Source organism: Salinifilum ghardaiensis, assembly GCF_054491345.1.
In genome coordinates, this window is the sequence record NZ_CM137101.1 from 4,593,692 (window position 1) to 4,612,014 (window position 18,323).

The following is an 18,323-nucleotide window of genomic DNA, read 5'->3' on the forward strand; positions in this document are numbered from 1 at the left end:
ACCCGGCCGAACCGGTGGCGGAACGCGGCACCGGTGAGCGCTTTGGCTTGTGCCGCCAGCGTACTCGCCCGGACAAGCCCGGACATGCGCGAAACGGGGGAATCCGTCCGCGCGTCCGGGCCGCCGTTCGGGTCCGCCCGGAGAGCGCCCCGGGTTCCGGGCCGGGGGTTCCGGGCCGGGGGTTCCGGGCCGGGGGTTCCGGGCCGGGGTCGCTCCGGGTCACTCCTCGGGGGCCGGGTCACTCCTCGGGGCCGGGGAGGCCTCCGGCTCCGGAGGCCCCTCTGGTTCCTGCGATCCCTCGGGAGCCGGGGGCGTGGTGTCCACCACTCCGTTGATGCGCCGGGGGGCCGGCTTCGGCGTGGGGAACTGCTCCCCGGTGCGCGCCGCGTCCTCCGGAGCCCGCGCGCCGTCCGATCCCGTCGCGCGCTCCTCGGCGTCCGCCCCGGCACCGGAGGTCCCGTCCGCGGAGCGGCCGGCCCCTGCAGGCAGGCCAGCACCGACGTGCAACCGCTCGGTCCTGTCCGAGACGTCACCCGCCCCTGCGGTCCCCGCCAGCGGATCGGCCGCTCCGGCAGCCGGATCGGCGAGGCCGGGCGGCGACCCGGTGGTGCCGGTCAGCGGCTCGGCGGGTTCGGCCGGAGAACCGGCGGAGCGGAATTGCTCGTGCTCGCGGACCGACCCGGCCTCCCCGTCCGCACCGGGAAATGCCCGATCGAGTGACATCGCGGAGGATCGCACCGGAAGGGGGTCGGCCCGGTCACCGCCGGCGTCCGCCTCGGCCCCAGCAGTCCCATCGGCCCCAGCAGTCCCGTCGGGCCCGCTGTCCACTTCGGCCTCGCGCGCACCGTCGTCCGGAAGCCGGGGAGCCTGCGGCCCCGTCCCGGGGAACCCCGCCTCCGGGGCCGGATCAACCTCGTGCGCACCGGAGCGCGCCTGCGGCGCCTCCTCCGCGGCGCGGGGCTCCACCCACACCGCCGCGGTGCTGCGGCCCTCGGCCGCCTCCTCCGAGGTCCCGACTTCCCACGAGAACTCCGCCGCCTGCGACGCCTCCACTTGCGGAGTCCCCGCCTCCGCAACCTCCGCGCGTGCGTGCCGGGCACCATCCTCCGCATCCTCCGCGCGTGCGCGCGAGGCATCGGACGCTCCGCTCGAGAAGACCTCCGCTCCGTTCGGGGAGGTCGCCGCAGGCCCCGCGGCACCCGCGGGGAACTCGTCGGCGAGCTCGACACCCGCGACCTCCCCGGCGTCCTCTTCGACCCCGGCGGGTTCCGGCGCGCCGCCGTCCGACGCCTCGGCCGCGGCGCCGTCGGGACCTCCCGCAGGGGGTTCGGGCCGCTCCGCGGGGGGCGCGGTGTCCACCGGCCCGACCCGGTGCGGCAATTCCGCCTGCTCGTCCGCGGCGGAGTCGCCCTCGGCCACCTCGTCCGCTCCCAGCGGAGGTTCGTCCGGCAGCACGACGCGCGGCCCCGGCTCCGCACGCGGTCCCGGCTCCTCGCGGAACCGTGCGCTGCCGGAATCAGCGGTCGGCACGTCGTCATCGGGTGCGTCGAACTCCACCGCGGGCGGTTCCGGCGAGGTCTCGGCCACCGGGTCGAGCTCCTCCGCGACGTCCTCGGCCGCGACCTCCGCGCAGCCCTCCTCGGAGGAGTCCTCGCAGTCGGCGCGCTCGGATCCGCCCTCCCAGGCCGCCCGCACGTGCGCGGGCTCGCTCACCGGCGCCGCGCCCTCCGGCGCGCTCGCGGACTCCGGGATCGGCGGTTCGGCCGGCGCGGGCAGCGGTGCGCCGAACTCGGCGGGCCACCCGGTGGCCCCCTCCTCGAGCGGAGCCCCGCCGACCGCACCGAGCGGAGCACCGCCGGCCGAGGCCTCGGAGCCGAGCGCGCGCACCGGGTACCGCTCGTACCACTCCTCGTCGTCCGGGCGGGTGGTGCTCGTCTCGCCCTCGACCGCTCCGTCCTCGACCTCGGCCTCGTCATCGGCGAACTCCGCGACGCAGTCCAGCGCCATGCGCTGAACCACCGCGCGCAGCTCCAGCCCGGCCAGGCTGTCCACGGGGAGCCGTCCGACCCCCCGCAGCGCACCGAGGACGCAGCCGCACAGCGCGCCGACCACGCAGGGCTCGCCCGAGTGCCGCGCGGCCCGCACCGCGGCGTGCGCCACGTCCGCACCACCGGTGAGCGCGGCGTACACCGCGATCGCCAGCGCTTCCGCACCCGTGCTGCCCGCGCCGAGGCGCTCGCGGACCTCCTCGGCGGGGATGTCCGCACGCGCGAGCTCGACGGCACTCCTCAGCAGCCCGCTGGTCAGCGCGGAGTCCTCGCAGGTCTCCAGGACCTGCAGGGCGAGCCACACGCCGTCGTCGAGCTCGCGTCCCAGCAGCCCCTGCTGCACGACCACGGCGAACGCCCCGGCGGGCAGGTGGCCGTCCGGGTGCGCGTGGGTGAACGCCGCCGTGCGCGCGGCCAGGTCGAAGACCTCGGCCGGGTCGGCGGACAGCAGCGCGATCGGAGCACCCCTGGGCACCGCGCCGGCATCGTCGGCCCGGTTGTCCGGCGTTCCGGTGCCGCCCGCGCCGAAGCCGATGAGCGCTTCCAGCACGGTGCCGCTCGCGCCGCCGTCGACGTGCATCCCGGCGACGTCGACCAACCACCCGTCGGGCTGCGGGACCGCTTCGCGGAACGGGCCGGCCGCCACGGACCACTCCACCCCGCACGCGTGCAGCCAGCGCTGGTGGGCCAGGCGCAGCTCCGGCAGCGGATCGCTCTCGCCGAGCGCGCGCCGGGCGACGCTGGCGCGGATCAGGCCTTCCGCGGTGAACAGGGTCGACCGCGTGACCTCGGTGACGCTCGCGGCCCCCGCGGCGCCGAACCCCGCCGGCGCGTCGGCGGGCCCGTAGCCGCACGCGTCCCCGAGGGCGCTGCCGAGGAACCCGCCCAGAACCCGCTCGGCCAGCGACGGGGCGTCCGCCACGGGAGCACCGCCGCGGGCGTGCTCCCCGCCGCGCCCGGCCTCGGCCCGTCCCGCTTCTGCGGTGCGCGCCGCGCCCTGTTGCCCCTCGGGCACCGCGTGCACCGGTGCGGGCCCGGCGGACTCGTGCCTGCCGCGCGCGCCCTCCGCCGCGGGGGGTGCGGCCTCCGCGGGGGGTGCGGCCTCCGCGGAGCGCTCCCACCCCTCGGCGAGCGACTCCTCCGCAGCGGACGCCGCCCCGGGGCGTTCGAGAGGCTCCTGCGCGGGGCCGGCCGATGTCCCCTCATGGACCGCCGAACCGGTGTCCGCGGCGGAACCGTTCCCCGCCGGAGCCTCCACGGACCCCTCCACAGGGCCCTCCTCCACCGGGGTGTCCCGCTGGGACTCCGCGGAGCGCAACCAGAACTCGCGCACCGCGTGCTCGGCTGCGGAGAACGCGCTGTCCCGGGGTCCACCCGCCGCGGCGGTGTCGTGGAACGACTCGTGGCGCCAGTCCTGCCAGCTCCACCCCCGCACCTCGGCGTGCCGCGGACCGTCCGCCGGCTCCGGATCCGGGCCGAGCCCGGCAGCGCCGCTCCGGGAGACCTCGGCTTCCGGCGCGCCGCTCGGGGTCTCGCGCGCCTCCGCCCCGCGGGCCGCATCTGCCCCCGTCTCCGCCTCGGGAGCGAGCTGCTCCGCCGCGGGGGCGGCACCCGGTTCCGAGCGGGCCTCCTCCGCGGTGCTGCCGAGCGCGGAACCCGCTCCCCCCTGGGCTCCTTCCTCCCGAGGAGGGGTCTCCCGCGCCGGGGCCTCAACAGCGGGTTCCGCAGCAGCGGGTTCCTCCGAGCGCGCGGAGGTGTCCGCGACATCGCGGGCGGGCAACGACGCGGCCTCGGCCGCGGGGAACACCGCGGTCGGCGGGTCCTCGGTCCCGCCGCGCCCCCGGTGCGGCGCGCTGAACGCGGTGTCCGGCCCGAACGCGCTCCCCGATTCGAACGCGGTGTCCGGCCCGGTGTCGGCGCCGCCGCCCGCGAACTCCCACGTCACCGCTCCGCCCCCGAGCGCGCCCGCACCGCCGGAGACGCCGGTCTCCGCGGCGGAGGTGCGCACCGCGGCCACCGGCAGCGGCTCCGTGCTCCCCTCCGCCGCGCCCGGCTCGTCGGCCTCGTCGGAGGCGGGAATCGCGGGCAGCACCATCGTCCGGTCCGCGCGCTCGCTCCGCTCCGGCCCACCGGGCTGGTGCGCCAGCACCGGCGTCTGCTGCTCGGCGTAGCGCCGGGCCCAGCGCGGAACGCCGAAGGCGTCCACCGCGTCCTGGGACAGCGTTTCGAGGACCTCCCGCAGTTCGAGCTCGTCCAGCCAGCCTGCGGGGATCGCCCCCGGCCCGTACAGCGCGCCGGCGAGCTGCCCGGCGAGCGACCCGGCCACCGCGCTGTCGGCGGAGTGGTTCACCGCGGCGCGCACCGCGTCCGCGAACGAGGGGGTGCGGCCCACGGCGGTCAACGCCACGCCGAGCTCGCCGAACCCGCTGGCCAGGTCGAATTCCACGTCGAGCTCACCGGGGCCGACCGGGCGCTCCCGCCGGGAGACGAACATGGCGCCGTGCAGCAGCTGCCGCACCGCGGCGGGGAACCGCCCGGTCTCCTCGCCCACCGAAGTGACGGCGAGCTGCTCGTCGGCCTGGGCCACCGCCTCCCACAGGGAGCTGCCGCGCAGCACCCGGGCGAGCACGCAACCGTGCGTGCCCGCGGCCGCCCGCGTGTTGCTCGCGCTGGTGAACACGTTGGCCAGCGCGGAGGCCAACTCGAAGGCCGTGTCCGGGCGCGCGGCGCACACCGCCAGCGGCGCCGTCCACACGAGACAGTCCACCGGGCCTTCCGCCGCGCTCGCCGGCCGGACCCCGCCCCGCGCGTCCACAGGTGACTGCTGCGCCATCCCGCCCAGGGCCGCCAGCGCGGGACCGCCGGGATTGCGCGTCGAGTACAGCTCGGGACGACCGAGCAGCCAGCCGGTCGGCGCCGGTTCCTCGTGCAGGTAGCGGCGCATCGCGAACGGCCACGGCACCCCCTGCGTGTGCAGCCAGCGCAGCTGGTTGCGGAACACGTACGACAGCACCTGCCCGTCGGCACCGGCGTTGGCCCGGGTGCGCAGCACCGCCTCCAATGTGAAGGCGGACAGCTGCGTCAGGTCGCTGGCCTGGCCCCTGCGCCCGAAGGCGGGCGCGTAGTCGGTCAACCCGCGCGGGCCGTACCACCGCTGGACGTCCGCAGTGGACGAATTGCGGACGGCGGCGCCGAACGCGTCACCGACCGCGCCACCGAGCATCGCGGCGCGGAATCTGTCTGCCCAGTTCAGCGGGCTGGCAGACGAGCCGGGTGTGGTCATGGTGGGCATCTCCGTCCCGTGTCACCGTGATGTTCGCTGGCGGTTTACGTGGCGCGCGCGGCTGTCTGCAATGGTGCCGCATGCGATCTCGCCGGAACGTGTCCAGGGTGCCGGGCGCCCGGGGCCGTGCGGCGGCCGCCGCGTCCGCGCGGGCTGGCTCGGGAGCGGACGAGTGGCGTGCCGGTGACCCCGTCTCCGGCGCTGCCCACCGCCCGCGACCACCGCGCTGCCCACCCGCGGGCCCGCCGCACCACCTCCCCGCGGCGAACTCCTGTTCTATCGTGGGGTGTGCTGTTGCGGCCGCCCCTTCCCCGGGAGTTCGCGAGCGGGACCGTTCGCGAGCAGGGCGCGCATCACACGCACGACCGAGTCCGACCAGCCGAAGGAGTGACATCGTGACCGAGGAGCAGGACCCGCAGGCCGCTTCCGCCGCGAACGCCGAGACGACCGAGCAGGCCCCGGCGCAGGCGGCCGAAGAGCAGGCGCAGGACCGGAGCGCCGAACGGGCCGCGACCCCGGAGGGCGACGCGGGCACCGCGACGAGCGACGAGAACAGCGGCGAAAGCACCCAGTCGAAGAAGAAGCGCACCAAGAGCACCGCCCGCAAGACCCGGACCGTCGAGCTGACGCTGACCGTGACCGGCACGGCCGAGGGCGAGTGGCAGGCCGAGCTCATGCACGGCGGCAAGCGCGTCGTGCAGGGCATCCAGGTCCCCGCCGCCGCCGTGTCGAAGGCGGCCAAGGAGCTGCACGAGGACATCTCCGACACGATCGAAAACGTGCTGCAGCAGGCCCGCGAGCAGCACGAGGCGAAGCTGGCCGAGCTGGAGGCCGAGGTCGAGCGGGTCCGCCGGCAGCTGGCCGACCTCGAGGGCTGACCTCCCCGGCAGCCGCACCTTCCGAGAAGCCCCACCTCCCCGGCAGCGATGTCGTCACCGGGGTCGCCGACGACGCCGTCCGGTCGCGCACCGGGCGGCGTCCTCGTGTTCGGCACCCCGATTCACGCATTTCGCCCCCATCGCGGAACCTGATCGTCGATACTTCCGTCCCAGCAGCAGGCCACCACGACCAACGGGAGAGGACGTGCCGGACATCGAAGACCTCCAGCGGAAGCTGGACCGCCTGCGCGAGATGGGCGACCAGGCGGAGCAGCGGTTGGCCGACGCCGACCGGATGCGCGAGCAGATCAGCGCCATCGAGGCCAAGGTGACCTCCGCGGACAAGGCCGTCACGGTCACGGCCGGTCCCGGTGGTTCGGTGACGAACATCGAGTTCACCAAGGACGCCACCAAGCTCTCGCCCATCCAGCTGTCGAGCACCGTGATGGGCACGTTGCGCCAGGCCGTCGCGCAGGCCGCGCGGGAACAGGCCGGGATCGTGCAGGAGTTCGCCCCGGAGGGCGACGTCGCCGAACGGGTTCGGCGGACCCAGGAGGAGATGCTCGGCGTGAGCATCGACCCCGGTGAGGCGGAACGCCCCCGCCCGGCCCCGGACGAGGACGAGGACGACGACGGCTTCGAGGACGGCACGTTCTACGGGCGGAGGTGACCGATGGGCAAGGGCAACGGCTTCAACGCGCCCACCGAGGCGATCGACAACACCGGCCAGGAGATCAAGGGGCTGGAGGACAAGGCCGGGACCATCAAGGACAAGAGCTCCGAGGCCGAGGTCGCCGACACCGCCTGGGGCGTGGTCGGCCTCTTCGTGAAGAGCGATTACGACGACCTGCTGCAGCAGGTCAACGACCACCTCGACCAGATCAAGCAGGGGATCGCGGACATCGGGGACAAGCTCACCGAAACCGCCAAGGACTACGACGAGGTCGACAAGGCCCACCAGGACGCCATCCAGCAGGTCGAGGACAAGTTCACAATGGGCGGCAAGGCATGATCGACAAAGACCTCACCCAAGAGGGCATGCTCGACGACAGCGCCAAAGATTCCCTTCCCGTAAAGAAGCAGTGGGACCAATTCCAGAAGGCCGCTGAAGGCGACGAAGTCGACCTGTCCGGAATCAAGCAAAGCGTCGAAGGGCTCGCCTCGGAGGCCCTGAGCTTCGCGAGCAACCCCGCCAGCTGGCTCATCAACAAAGGCCTCGGCTTCCTCCTCGAGTGGATCCAGCCCCTCGAGGAAGCCCTGCAGCTGGTCAGCGGGGACAAGGAGTCCCTGCAAAAGGGAAGCGAGGATTTCGGCAAGGTCAAGGAAAAGCTCAGCGACCTGTCGCAGGAAATAATCGACAAGGCCGAGAGCGGACTCAAAGACTGGAACGGCGAGGCCGCCGACGCAGCGCGCACGAAACTGGCCGCATTCGCCGCGGGCGTCGAAAACACCGGAAAACAGGCGCACAACGTTTCCGAGCTCCTGCAGATAAGTTCGACGCTGGCGGAGGCCGCTGAAGGCGTCATTCGAGGCATCATCGCGGACTTCGTCACCTGGCTGATCATGACGTGGGTTTCGGCATCAGCGTCAGCTCCCGTAACATTCGGCTCATCCTACGGCGCGGCCAGCGCCGCGACCGCCGTCGAAGCCAGCGTCGCAACCACCAAAGCGACGAAAAAAGTCAAACAGATCGTCGACATCCTCGACCTGGTCGTCAACGCCATCACCCTGATCAAGGCGGCGATCGACACGACCCGCGTGGCCGATGCCATGAACGACATCAAGGAGGGGAAGGACGGGGATGGCAGCTCCGCCAAGGAGCACAGCGACGACCTGAAAGACCTCAAGAGCTCAGCCGACACGGCCAAGAAAAAGTACGAGTACGACAGAGCCCCGGGGGAACACCACGACAACCTGATGCGCGAAGCGCAGCAGGAGAACGCAGGCACGAACACAGGAATAAACAAACCCGCCGTCGACGCGCAAACGCTCAGCAGCGGCGCGAGCAAGGCTGCCGGACACTACGGGAACGCCGCGGACAAGGCCGCCGACGATCTCGAACAGCAGGCGGACAAGGGCGGTTTCAGCGACGTCCCGTCGAACGAGACGATCGAAGGGCAGCTGGACGTCTGAGCGGCACGCAGAGGTTCCGCACCACCTGTCCCGCGGCCTCGGCCATCGCAGGGACCGATCGGCCGAGGCCGCGCTGAACGGGCCGACGCACGACTACCGCAACTGCTCGGTGAGCTCCTGCAGCGGGGCGAAGGCCGGTTTCGACGCGGGCGCGGTCCGCGCGAGCGGGGCCGCCCGCCGGTACAAGTCGTGGGCACGGCCGAGCTGCTGCTTGATGGACTCCGGGCGCATGTCGGCGGTCATCATCGACCAGACCACGACCTTGGTCCCGGTGAACCGGAAGTTGAACCGGAACACGTCCATCCCCGGAGCGGGCGCCACGGCCTCCATCAGCTCCGGGGTGACCAGTTGCCGGGCGAACTCCTCGCTGCTGGAACGGGCGGAGAACAGGCTGCCCACCCGGTGTTCCGGCAGGCTCACATTGCTCCGCTGGAGCGCGGCACGCGCGTTGTCCCCCTTCAGCACGTCCGCCACCACCCCGGTCGCGTCCTTCCGCTGCCGCACGGTGAGCTCGGGCAGCGCGGTGTCCGTCTCCAGCACCGCGCACACCACGTCGTAGTACTTCGCCTCGTGCACCGTCTGCATGTCCGGCCCCGCCGTCCCGCTCGGGACGCGCTTGATGAACCGCATCTGCGCCACCATCGCCGGGAACCCCTGGTACGTCCCCCAGACGAGTGTGCGGCATCTGCGGGCTTTGGCCTCCACGAACGGTTCCGAGTCGAACCCACCGATCCGGACGATCGGGACGTCGGCGGCCCAGCCCCAGCCGACGACACCGGTCCACTCCCCCAGGCCGGTTCCCCCGTCGGGATCCTCCTCCGTCGCCGGCGCGCCCTGCCCGGGACGGCGGATCACCCGGAACCGCCCGTGCGAGCACCACTCGCGGACGACCCCCGAGACCGCCAGCAAGCTTCCGAGGAGCATGCACACGACCGCCGCGCTGCGCAGTCCGAGGACGAAGGCGGAGCCGGAGTGCAGAAATCCCGAGTAGAAGATGAACGCGACCAGGGCGAGCGCCCCGGCGAGAAACGTCTGCCCGACCACGAGCAGTTCCCGGGCGCTGCCGTTGCCCCGCCACAGGCCGGTGAAGGCAGCGAGGCGCGCGACCGCGATCACCCCGGCGCCGATGAGCAGCACTGTGTCCCAGTACTCCCCGGGCACGCTGATCGCCACTGCCGCCGTGTTCAGCGCCATGTCCACCGCGAACAAGGCCAGCAGCGCGTAGAGCGCGCGGGGGCGCCGCGCAACGGGCGAGATGGCGGCCGTCCCCGCTGCCGCGGCCTGCTGCGCCTGCCCCGAAGGCTGAGTCATAGCTCGATCTCCACAACCGGGCACCGCTGCGCGATGCACCCTGACGTTCGCACGATCAGGGATCGAGGGTACTGCCCGGTCGCACGTCGCCGGGGCGGATCGCCCACATCGGCAGCAATCGCCACCGGGACCCGGCACGGACCAGCGGTGCAGCCGGACCGCGATCGGCCCAGCCGGACCAGCGGCGCGGCCGGACCGCGATCGGACCAGCGGCGCCGGACCAACGGGACCGCACTGCGCACCACCGGTCCCCGCCGAACGCGAACCGGCCCCCACCCGCGCGAGGCGGATGGGGGCCGGTGTGACGCTCGGACTCGCGCCCGCGGACTCAGCGGTAGTCGCGGCCGAAGTCGTAGTCGTCCAGCGGAACCGCGGCACCGGTGCCGGCACCGAACACGTCCGGGGTGTAGTAGCTGTCGTCGTAGGAGGGGATCGCGTAGGCCGCGGCCCGGGCCTCCTCCGTCGGCTGCACCTGGATGTTGCGGTACCGGTTGATGCCCGTGCCCGCCGGGATCAACTTGCCGATGATCACGTTCTCCTTCAGGCCGACCAGCTTGTCACTGGACCGCTCGATCGCGGCGTTGGTGAGGATGCGGGTCGTCTCCTGGAAGGAGGCCGCCGACAGCCACGACTCGGTGGCCAGCGAGGCCTTCGTGATGCCCATGAGCACCGGGCGACCGGAGGCCGGGTCCCCGCCCTCGGAGACCACGCGGCGGTTCTCCGACTCGAACTGCGAGCGCTCCACCGGCGAACCGGGGAGGAACTCGGTGGCGCCCGAGTCGATGATGATGACCCGCCGCAGCATCTGCCGGACGATCACCTCGACGTGCTTGTCGTGGATGCCCACGCCCTGCGAGCGGTACACCTCCTGCACCTGGTCGACCAGGTGCAGCTGCGCCTCCCGCGGGCCCATCACGCGCAGCACCTCGTGCGGGTCGACCGCGCCTTCCATCAGCTTCTTGCCGACCTCGATGTGGTCGCCGTCCTGCAGCTGCCGCTCGGTGCCGTCCACCGAGATCGTCGCCAGGCGCTGCCGCTTGGACAGCTTGTCGTAGACGATCTCCTCGCCGCCGTCGTCCGGCGTGATGGTGATCTTCCAGCTGCGCTCGTTGTCCTCGATCCGGACGCGTCCCGGCGCGTCGGCGATCGGCGCCTTGCCCCGCGGCACCCGGGCCTCGAACAGCTCCTGCACGCGCGGCAGACCGGTGGTGATGTCGTCACCGGCGACACCGCCCTGGTGGAAGGTGCGCATCGTCAGCTGCGTACCCGGCTCACCGATGGACTGCGCCGCGACGATGCCGACGGCCTCGCCCACGTCGACCAGCTTGCCGGTGGCCATCGACCGGCCGTAGCAGATCGCGCAGACGCCGTTCTCCGACTCGCAGCTGAGCACGCTGCGGATCTTCACCTCGGTGACGCCGGCGTTGACGAGCTTCTCGATCGCCGGGTCGCCGATGTCGGTGCCCTCGGCGATGACCACGTTGCCGTCGGCGTCGGTGATGTCCGCGGCCGTGGTCCGCGCGTAGATGCTGGTCTCCACGTTCGGGTGCCGCAGCAGCGTGCCGTCGTACTGCCGCTGCGCGATCGGCATCCGGATGCCCCGGTCGGTGTGGCAGTCGTGCTCGCGGACGATGACGTCCTGCGAGACGTCCACCAGGCGCCGGGTGAGGTAACCGGAGTCGGCGGTCCGCAGCGCGGTGTCGGCGAGACCCTTGCGCGCACCGTGGTTGGAGATGAAGTACTCCAGCACCGACAGGCCCTCGCGGTAGTTCGCCTTGATCGGCCGCGGGATGTACTCGCCCTTCGGGTTGGACACCAGGCCACGCATGCCCGCCAGCTGCACGACCTGCGTCATGTTGCCGGCGGCACCGGACTTCACGATCATGCTGATCGAGTTGTCGTCCGGGAAGTTGTTCTCCATGGCCTCCGCGACGTCATCGCGGGCGGCGTTCCAGACCTTGACCAGCTCGTCGTTGCGCTCCTGGTGGGACAGGGCACCGCGTCGGTACCGCTTCTCCACCTGGTCGGCCTTGGACTCGTAGTTGTCGAGCAGCTCCTCCTTGTTCGGCGGCACCACCACGTCGGAGATCGCGATGGTGACACCGGAGCGAGTGGCCCAGTAGAAGCCCGCGTCCTTGAGCTTGTCCAGGGTCTGCGACACGGTCACCATCGGGTACCGCTCGGCGAGGTCGTTGACGATCCCGCCCTGCTTCTTCTTCTGCAGCAGCTCGTTGACGTACGGGTAGTCCTCCGGCAGCAGCTCGTTGAACCACACGCGACCCAGCGTCGTCGTGGCGCTCCACGGCTGGCCGGGCTCCCAGTCCTCCGGCACCTCGCCCTGCGGCGGGACGATGTCGTGCAGCCGGATGGTGGCCCTGGCCTGCAGGTCCAGTTCCTTGCGGTCGTAGGCCATGATGGCCTCGCCCACCGAGGAGAAGGCCTTGCCCTCGCCGGTGGCGCCTTCCTTCTCCTTGGTCAGGTGGTACAGGCCGGTGACCATGTCGAGCCGCGGCATGGCCAGCGGGCGACCGGAGGCCGGCGAGAGGATGTTGTTGCTCGACAGCATCAGCACGCGGGCCTCGGCCTGCGCCTCCGCCGACAGCGGCAGGTGCACGGCCATCTGGTCGCCGTCGAAGTCGGCGTTGAACGCCTCGCAGACCAGCGGGTGCAGCTGGATGGCCTTGCCCTCCACCAGCTGCGGCTCGAAGGCCTGGATGCCCAGGCGGTGCAGCGTCGGAGCGCGGTTGAGCAGCACCGGGTGCTCGGAGATGACCTCTTCCAGCACGTCCCAGACCTGCGGCCGCTGCCGCTCCACCATCCGCTTGGCGGACTTGATGTTCTGCGCGTGGTTGAGGTCGACCAACCGCTTCATGACGAACGGCTTGAACAGCTCGACCGCCATCTCCTTCGGCAGGCCGCACTGGTGCAGCTTCAGCTGCGGACCGACGACGATGACCGAACGACCGGAGTAGTCGACGCGCTTGCCGAGCAGGTTCTGCCGGAACCGGCCCTGCTTGCCCTTGAGCAGGTCGGACAGCGACTTGAGCGGGCGGTTGCCGGGACCGGTGACCGGGCGCCCGCGACGGCCGTTGTCGAACAGCGCGTCCACGGACTCCTGCAGCATCCGCTTCTCGTTGTTGACGATGATCTCGGGCGCACCGAGGTCGATCAGCCGCTTGAGCCGGTTGTTCCGGTTGATCACCCGGCGGTACAGGTCGTTGAGGTCGGAGGTCGCGAAGCGGCCGCCGTCCAGCTGGACCATCGGGCGCAGGTCCGGCGGGATCACCGGGATCGCGCCGAGCACCATGCCGGCCGGGTCGTTGCCGGTGTTCTGGAACGCGGCGACGACCTTGAGGCGCTTGAGGGCGCGGAGCTTCTTCTGCCCCTTGCCCGTGCGGATGGTCTCGCGCAGGCCCTCGGCCTCGGCGTTGATGTCGAAGTTCTGCAGCAGCGCCTGGATCGCCTCGGCACCCATGCCGCCGGTGAAGTACTCGCCGTAGCGGTCGTACAGCTCGCGGAACAGCGTCTCGTCCGAGATCAGCTGCCGCGGCTCCAGCTTGGTGAAGGTCTCCCACAGCTCCTCGAGCTTGTCCAGCTCGCGCTGGGCGCGCTCGCGGATCTGCTTCATCTCCCGCTCGCCGGCCTCCTTGACCTTGCGGCGGGCGTCGCTCTTGGCTCCCTCCTGCTCCAGCTGGGCCAGGTCGCTCTCGAGCTTCTGCGCGCGCTGCTCCAGCTCGGAGTCCCGGTCGTCGGCGATGCGCTTGCGCTCGACGCCGATCTCGCTCTCCAGCGTCGGCAGGTCGTTGTGCCGCATCTCCGTGTTCACGGAGGTGATCACGTAGGAGGCGAAGTAGATGATCTTCTCGAGATCCTTCGGGGCCAGGTCGAGCAAGTAGCCCAGCCGGCTCGGCACGCCCTTGAAGTACCAGATGTGCGTCACGGCGGCGGCCAGCTCGATGTGCCCCATCCGCTCACGCCGCACCTTGGCGCGCGTGACTTCGACGCCGCACCGCTCGCAGATGATGCCCTTGAAGCGGACCCGCTTGTACTTGCCGCAGTAGCACTCCCAGTCGCGGGTGGGACCGAAGATCTTCTCGCAGAACAAGCCGTCCTTCTCCGGCTTGAGCGTGCGGTAGTTGATCGTTTCGGGCTTTTTCACCTCGCCATACGACCACTGGCGGATGTCGTCGGCCGTGGCGAGGCCGATGCGGAGTTCGTCGAAGAAGTTGACGTCCAGCACGTCGGGTCTTCTCCCTTGATCGAAAGTTCTGCCGCCGCAGCGGCAGTCCTGCCAGGTTGGGTCGGGCGCCGGCCCGCGGCGTCACCGCGGGCCGGCGGCGAGGTCGTCAGTGCGCGACGTCGTCGACAGACAGCGACTCGTTCTTGGACAGGTTGATGCCGAGGTTCGCGGCGGCACGCTCCAAGTCCTCGTCCTCGCCCTCGCGCATCTCGATGGCAGCACCGTCGCTGGAGAGCACCTCGACGTTCAGGCACAGCGACTGGAGCTCCTTGAGAAGCACCTTGAACGACTCCGGGATACCGGGTTCGGGGATGTTCTCGCCCTTGACGACGGCCTCGTAGACCTTCACCCGGCCGACCACGTCGTCGGACTTGATCGTCAGCAGCTCCTGCAGGGTGTAGGCGGCGCCGTAGGCCTGCATCGCCCAGCACTCCATCTCACCGAAGCGCTGGCCGCCGAACTGGGCCTTACCGCCCAGCGGCTGCTGCGTGATCATCGAGTACGGGCCGGTGGACCGCGCGTGGATCTTGTCGTCCACCATGTGCGTCAGCTTGAGCATGTACATGTACCCGACCGACACGGGGTGCGGGTACGGCTCCCCGCTGCGGCCGTCGAACAGCGCCGCCTTGCCGTCGCCGCCGACGAGCCGCTGCCCGTCGCGGTTCGGCTTGGTGGAGCCGAGCAGACCGGTGATCTCCTCCTCCCGGGCGCCGTCGAACACCGGGCTCGCGGTGTTCGTGCCGGGGTCCACGTCGTAGAGGTCCTCCGGCAGCCGCTTCGCCCAGTCCGGTTCGCCCTCGATGGACCAGCCCTGCGAGGCGATCCAGCCGAGGTGGCTCTCCAGGACCTGGCCGATGTTCATGCGCCGCGGCACGCCGTGCGTGTTCAGCACGATGTCGACCGGGGTGCCGTCCTCCATGAACGGCATGTCCTCGACCGGCAGGATCTTGCCGATGACGCCCTTGTTGCCGTGCCGGCCGGCGAGCTTGTCGCCGTCCTGGATCTTGCGCTTCTGCGCGACGTAGACCCGCACGAGCTGGTTCACGCCCGCGGGCAGCTCGTCCTCGTCCTCGCGGTTGAACACGCGGACGCCGATGACCTTGCCGGTCTCGCCGTGCGGCACCTTCAGCGAGGTGTCGCGGACCTCCCGGGCCTTCTCGCCGAAGATCGCGCGCAGCAGCCGCTCCTCCGGGGTCAGCTCGGTCTCGCCCTTCGGCGTGACCTTGCCGACGAGGATGTCGCCGCCCTGCACCTCGGCACCGATGCGGATGATGCCGCGCTCGTCGAGGTCGGCCAGCACGTCATCGGAGACGTTCGGGATGTCCCGGGTGATCTCCTCGGCGCCGAGCTTGGTGTCGCGGGCGTCGACCTCGTGCTCCTCGATGTGCACCGAGGTGAGGTCGTCGTCCTGCACGAGGCGCTGGGAGATGACCATGGCGTCCTCGTAGTTGTGCCCCTCCCAGGGCATGATCGCGGTGAGCAGGTTCTTGCCCAGCGCCATCTCGCCCTGCTCGGTGCACGGGCCGTCCGCGAGGATGTGCCCGTCCTCGACGCGGTCGCCCTCGTCGATCACCGGCTTCTGGTTGAAGCAGGTGCCGGCGTTGGACCGGTTGAACTTGGACATCCCGTAGGTCCGGCGCGTGCCGTCGTCGGCCATCACGGTGATGTAGTCGGCACTGAGCTCCTCGACGACGCCGGCCTTCTCCGCGTGGATGACCTCACCGGCGTCGTAGGCGGCGCGCAGCTCCATGCCCGTGCCCACCAGCGGCGAGTCGGACTTCAGCAGCGGCACGGCCTGGCGCTGCATGTTCGCGCCCATGAGCGCGCGGTTGGCGTCGTCGTTCTCGAGGAACGGGATCATCGCCGTGGCGGCCGAGACCATCTGCCGCGGGGAGACGTCCATGTAGTCGATCTCTGTCGGCGCGAGCAGCTCGACCTCGCCGCCCTTGCGCCGACCCAGCACCCGCTCCTCGAGGAAGTTGCCGTCGGCGTCGATCGGCGCGTTGGCCTGCGCCTTGACGTGCCGGTCCTCCTCGTCGGCGGTGAGGTAGACGATCTCCTCGGTGACCCGGCCCTCGACGACCTTGCGGTAGGGCGACTCGATGAAGCCGAACGGGTTCACCCGGCCGAAGGTGGCCAGCGAACCGATGAGGCCGATGTTCGGGCCTTCCGGCGTCTCGATCGGGCACATCCGGCCGTAGTGCGAGGGGTGGACGTCGCGGACCTCCATGCCCGCGCGCTCGCGGGAGAGACCGCCGGGGCCGAGCGCGGAGAGCCGCCGCTTGTGCGTCAACCCCGCGATCGGGTTGGTCTGGTCCATGAACTGGGAGAGCTGGGAGGTCCCGAAGAACTCCCGGATCGCCGCGGAGACCGGGCGGATGTTGATGAGCGTCTGCGGCGTGATCGCCTCGACGTCCTGCGTGGTCATCCGCTCGCGGACGACCCGCTCCATCCGCGAGAGCCCCACGCGCACCTGGTTCTGGATGAGCTCGCCGACGGTGCGCAGCCGGCGGTTGCCGAAGTGGTCGATGTCGTCCACCTCGACCGGGACGGTGGACGGGTCCTCGGAGCCCTCCTCGACCGCACCGCGCGCGGGCATCGAGGTCTCGCCCGCGTGCAGCCGCACCAGGTACTCGATGGCGGTGACGAGGTCCTCCTCCGTCAGGACACCGGTCTGGTAGGGAAGGTCGAGCCCCATCTTCTTGTTGAGCTTGTAGCGGCCGACCCGGGCCAGGTCGTAGCGCTTCTCCTTGAAGAAGAGGTTCTCCAGGAGGGTCTGCGCGCTCTCCTTCGTCGGCGGTTCACCGGGGCGCAGCTTGCGGTAGATGTCCAGCAGCGCCTCGTCCTGGCCGGCCGTGTGGTCCTTCTCCAGCGTCGCCAGCAGCGTTTCGGAGAAGCTGAACCGCTCGCGGATGGCCTCGTCGCTCCACCCCAGCGCCTTCAGCAGCACGGTGACCGGCTGGCGGCGCTTGCGGTCGATGCGGACACCGACGGTGTCGCGCTTGTCCACGTCGAACTCGAGCCACGCACCGCGGCTCGGGATGATCTTGACGCCGTGGATGTCCTTGTCCGTGGACTTGTCCACCGACTGGTCGAAGTACACGCCGGGGGACCGCACGAGCTGGGAGACGACCACCCGCTCGGTGCCGTTGATGATGAAGGTCCCCTTGTCGGTCATCACGGGGAAGTCGCCCATGAAGACCGTCTGGCTCTTGATCTCGCCAGTGGAGTGGTTGGTGAACTCGGCGGTGACGAACAGCGGCGCCGAGTACGTCATGTCCTTGTCCTTGCACTCCTCGACGGTCGACTTGACCTCGTCGAAGCGCGGATCGGAGAAGGACAGCGACATCGAGCCGGAGAAGTCCTCGACCGGGGAGATCTCGTTGAGGACCTCTTCGAGTCCGCCCTGGGGGTTCTCCTCGCCGGCGTCGACCCGGCGCTGGAACCAGGTCTCGTCGCCGACGAGCCATTCGAAGGACTGGACCTGCAGGTCGAGCAGATTCGGCACGCTCAACGGCTCGTGAATGTTCGCGAACGAGACCCGCTTGGGTGCCCCAGGGATCTCCGACGTGAAGTTGGAAGCTGCAGAGACCTTGGTCGCGCGGGAGACTGCCAAGATGCGTCCTTCCGGGACTCTGAACTGGCTGCAACCGCGTCAGCGACGCACGGTGCATCGACGATGCGCAGCACCGGCGGTCGGTGCCCGGCACCGGGGGACGGTGCGGCATCGAGGCCGATGCACCGAGACCGATACACAGGGCCTGATCGCTAACACGGCTGTCAAGGGTGCAATGGCGCCCACGATCCTAGGGCCCCTTCGAGGGCACGCGGAAAGAGGGCAGCGCAACGTAGCAGTCTAGCCGGAACGACGGCAGCTGTCGAGGCCCCCGGCAAGGAGCGGCGGGGGTGCTCGCTTCGGATCCAGAGTGAACCCGCGACCGCCCACAGTCAAGGGAAGGCGCGTTGATCACCCTCGTGGCGCACGACACGATCGGCCCACCTCCCCGATCGCGACGGTGAACCAGCTGGTCACCCGAGCGCCGCGGGGGGTGCGGGCGCCCGCCGCGAGCGACCTCGCCGCCGCGGCGCGGCGCGGTGGCGGCGCGACGGAGAACCGGACAGAACGGGCGAGATGTGTCGTGCCCCACACCGAAGAACACACCACCGGGGCAGCCGGCGGAGCACCGGACGACCCGGCGCCCGCGCGGCGGCCCGCGGGTCCGCCCGCTCGAAGCGGGGTGAGCGCAACCCTCCTCCCGCGGCCCGCGCGCCGGCGGAAGGCACTCGTCCAACGGCTCCCGCGTTCCGGGAATTCCCGCCCGCACTGCGTGATATCGGTCACCACGAGCGGATCGGTCGTCAGTGCGGATCACCGGCGTACCACCGCATTCGCGGCACGACGCCCGCGCTCGCCGGCGCGGCGCGGTGCG

General features: G+C 71.2%; 8 protein-coding genes. 4 read left to right on the forward strand and 4 right to left on the reverse strand.

Features of this window, described 5'->3' with window-relative positions; all coding sequences use genetic code 11:
* Positions 1-219 precede the first annotated feature (219 nt).
* Complete coding sequence (locus tag ACVGV0_RS20900) at positions 220-5,331, reverse strand: ADP-ribosylglycohydrolase family protein (RefSeq protein ID WP_459157390.1); 5,112 nt, start codon at positions 5,329-5,331, stop codon at positions 220-222.
* 395 nt (positions 5,332-5,726) lie between these two features.
* Between ACVGV0_RS20900 and ACVGV0_RS20905 the strand changes: the two genes are divergently transcribed.
* The 4 genes from ACVGV0_RS20905 to ACVGV0_RS20920 all read left to right on the forward strand — a co-directional run bounded on the left by ACVGV0_RS20905 (position 5,727) and on the right by ACVGV0_RS20920 (position 8,342).
* Positions 5,727-6,209, forward strand: coding sequence for a DUF6319 family protein (locus ACVGV0_RS20905; protein ID WP_459157391.1), 483 nt, complete (start codon positions 5,727-5,729; stop codon positions 6,207-6,209).
* A 205-nt stretch (positions 6,210-6,414) separates the two neighbouring features.
* Entirely contained in the window at positions 6,415-6,879 is a 465-nt protein-coding gene (locus ACVGV0_RS20910) for a YbaB/EbfC family nucleoid-associated protein (protein ID WP_459157392.1), read from the forward strand.
* Between the two features lie 3 nt (positions 6,880-6,882).
* Positions 6,883-7,221, forward strand: a complete 339-nt coding sequence (locus tag ACVGV0_RS20915; protein ID WP_459157393.1) for a hypothetical protein — start codon at positions 6,883-6,885, stop codon at positions 7,219-7,221.
* Positions 7,218-8,342: a hypothetical protein gene (locus ACVGV0_RS20920; protein ID WP_459157394.1), complete on the forward strand. Its 1,125-nt coding sequence runs from the start codon at positions 7,218-7,220 to the stop codon at positions 8,340-8,342. Before ACVGV0_RS20915 ends, ACVGV0_RS20920 begins: the two co-directional genes overlap by 4 nt.
* Positions 8,343-8,435: 93 nt before the next feature.
* Here ACVGV0_RS20920 and ACVGV0_RS20925 read toward each other — a convergent pair whose 3' ends face one another.
* From ACVGV0_RS20925 to rpoB, 3 genes are all read right to left on the reverse strand, one after another.
* On the reverse strand, positions 8,436-9,653 hold the full coding sequence (locus ACVGV0_RS20925; RefSeq protein WP_459157395.1) for a hypothetical protein: 1,218 nt from the start codon (positions 9,651-9,653) through the stop codon (positions 8,436-8,438).
* A 328-nt stretch (positions 9,654-9,981) separates the two neighbouring features.
* Positions 9,982-13,893: a DNA-directed RNA polymerase subunit beta' gene (locus ACVGV0_RS20930; RefSeq protein ID WP_459157396.1), complete on the reverse strand. Its 3,912-nt coding sequence runs from the start codon at positions 13,891-13,893 to the stop codon at positions 9,982-9,984.
* 106 nt (positions 13,894-13,999) lie between these two features.
* On the reverse strand, positions 14,000-17,509 hold the full coding sequence (gene rpoB / locus ACVGV0_RS20935; RefSeq protein ID WP_459157397.1) for a DNA-directed RNA polymerase subunit beta: 3,510 nt from the start codon (positions 17,507-17,509) through the stop codon (positions 14,000-14,002).
* Positions 17,510-18,323 lie beyond the last annotated feature (814 nt).

What these genes read in the sequence shown, in the direction of transcription:
- ACVGV0_RS20900 (WP_459157390.1), bottom strand. Translation starts at nt 5,331, where the DNA reads ATGACCACACCCGGCTCGTCTGCCAGCCCGCTGAACTGGGCAGACAGA.
- ACVGV0_RS20915 (WP_459157393.1), top strand. Translation starts at nt 6,883, where the DNA reads ATGGGCAAGGGCAACGGCTTCAACGCGCCCACCGAGGCGATCGACAAC.
- ACVGV0_RS20920 (WP_459157394.1), top strand. Translation starts at nt 7,218, where the DNA reads ATGATCGACAAAGACCTCACCCAAGAGGGCATGCTCGACGACAGCGCC.
- ACVGV0_RS20925 (WP_459157395.1), bottom strand. Translation starts at nt 9,653, where the DNA reads ATGACTCAGCCTTCGGGGCAGGCGCAGCAGGCCGCGGCAGCGGGGACG.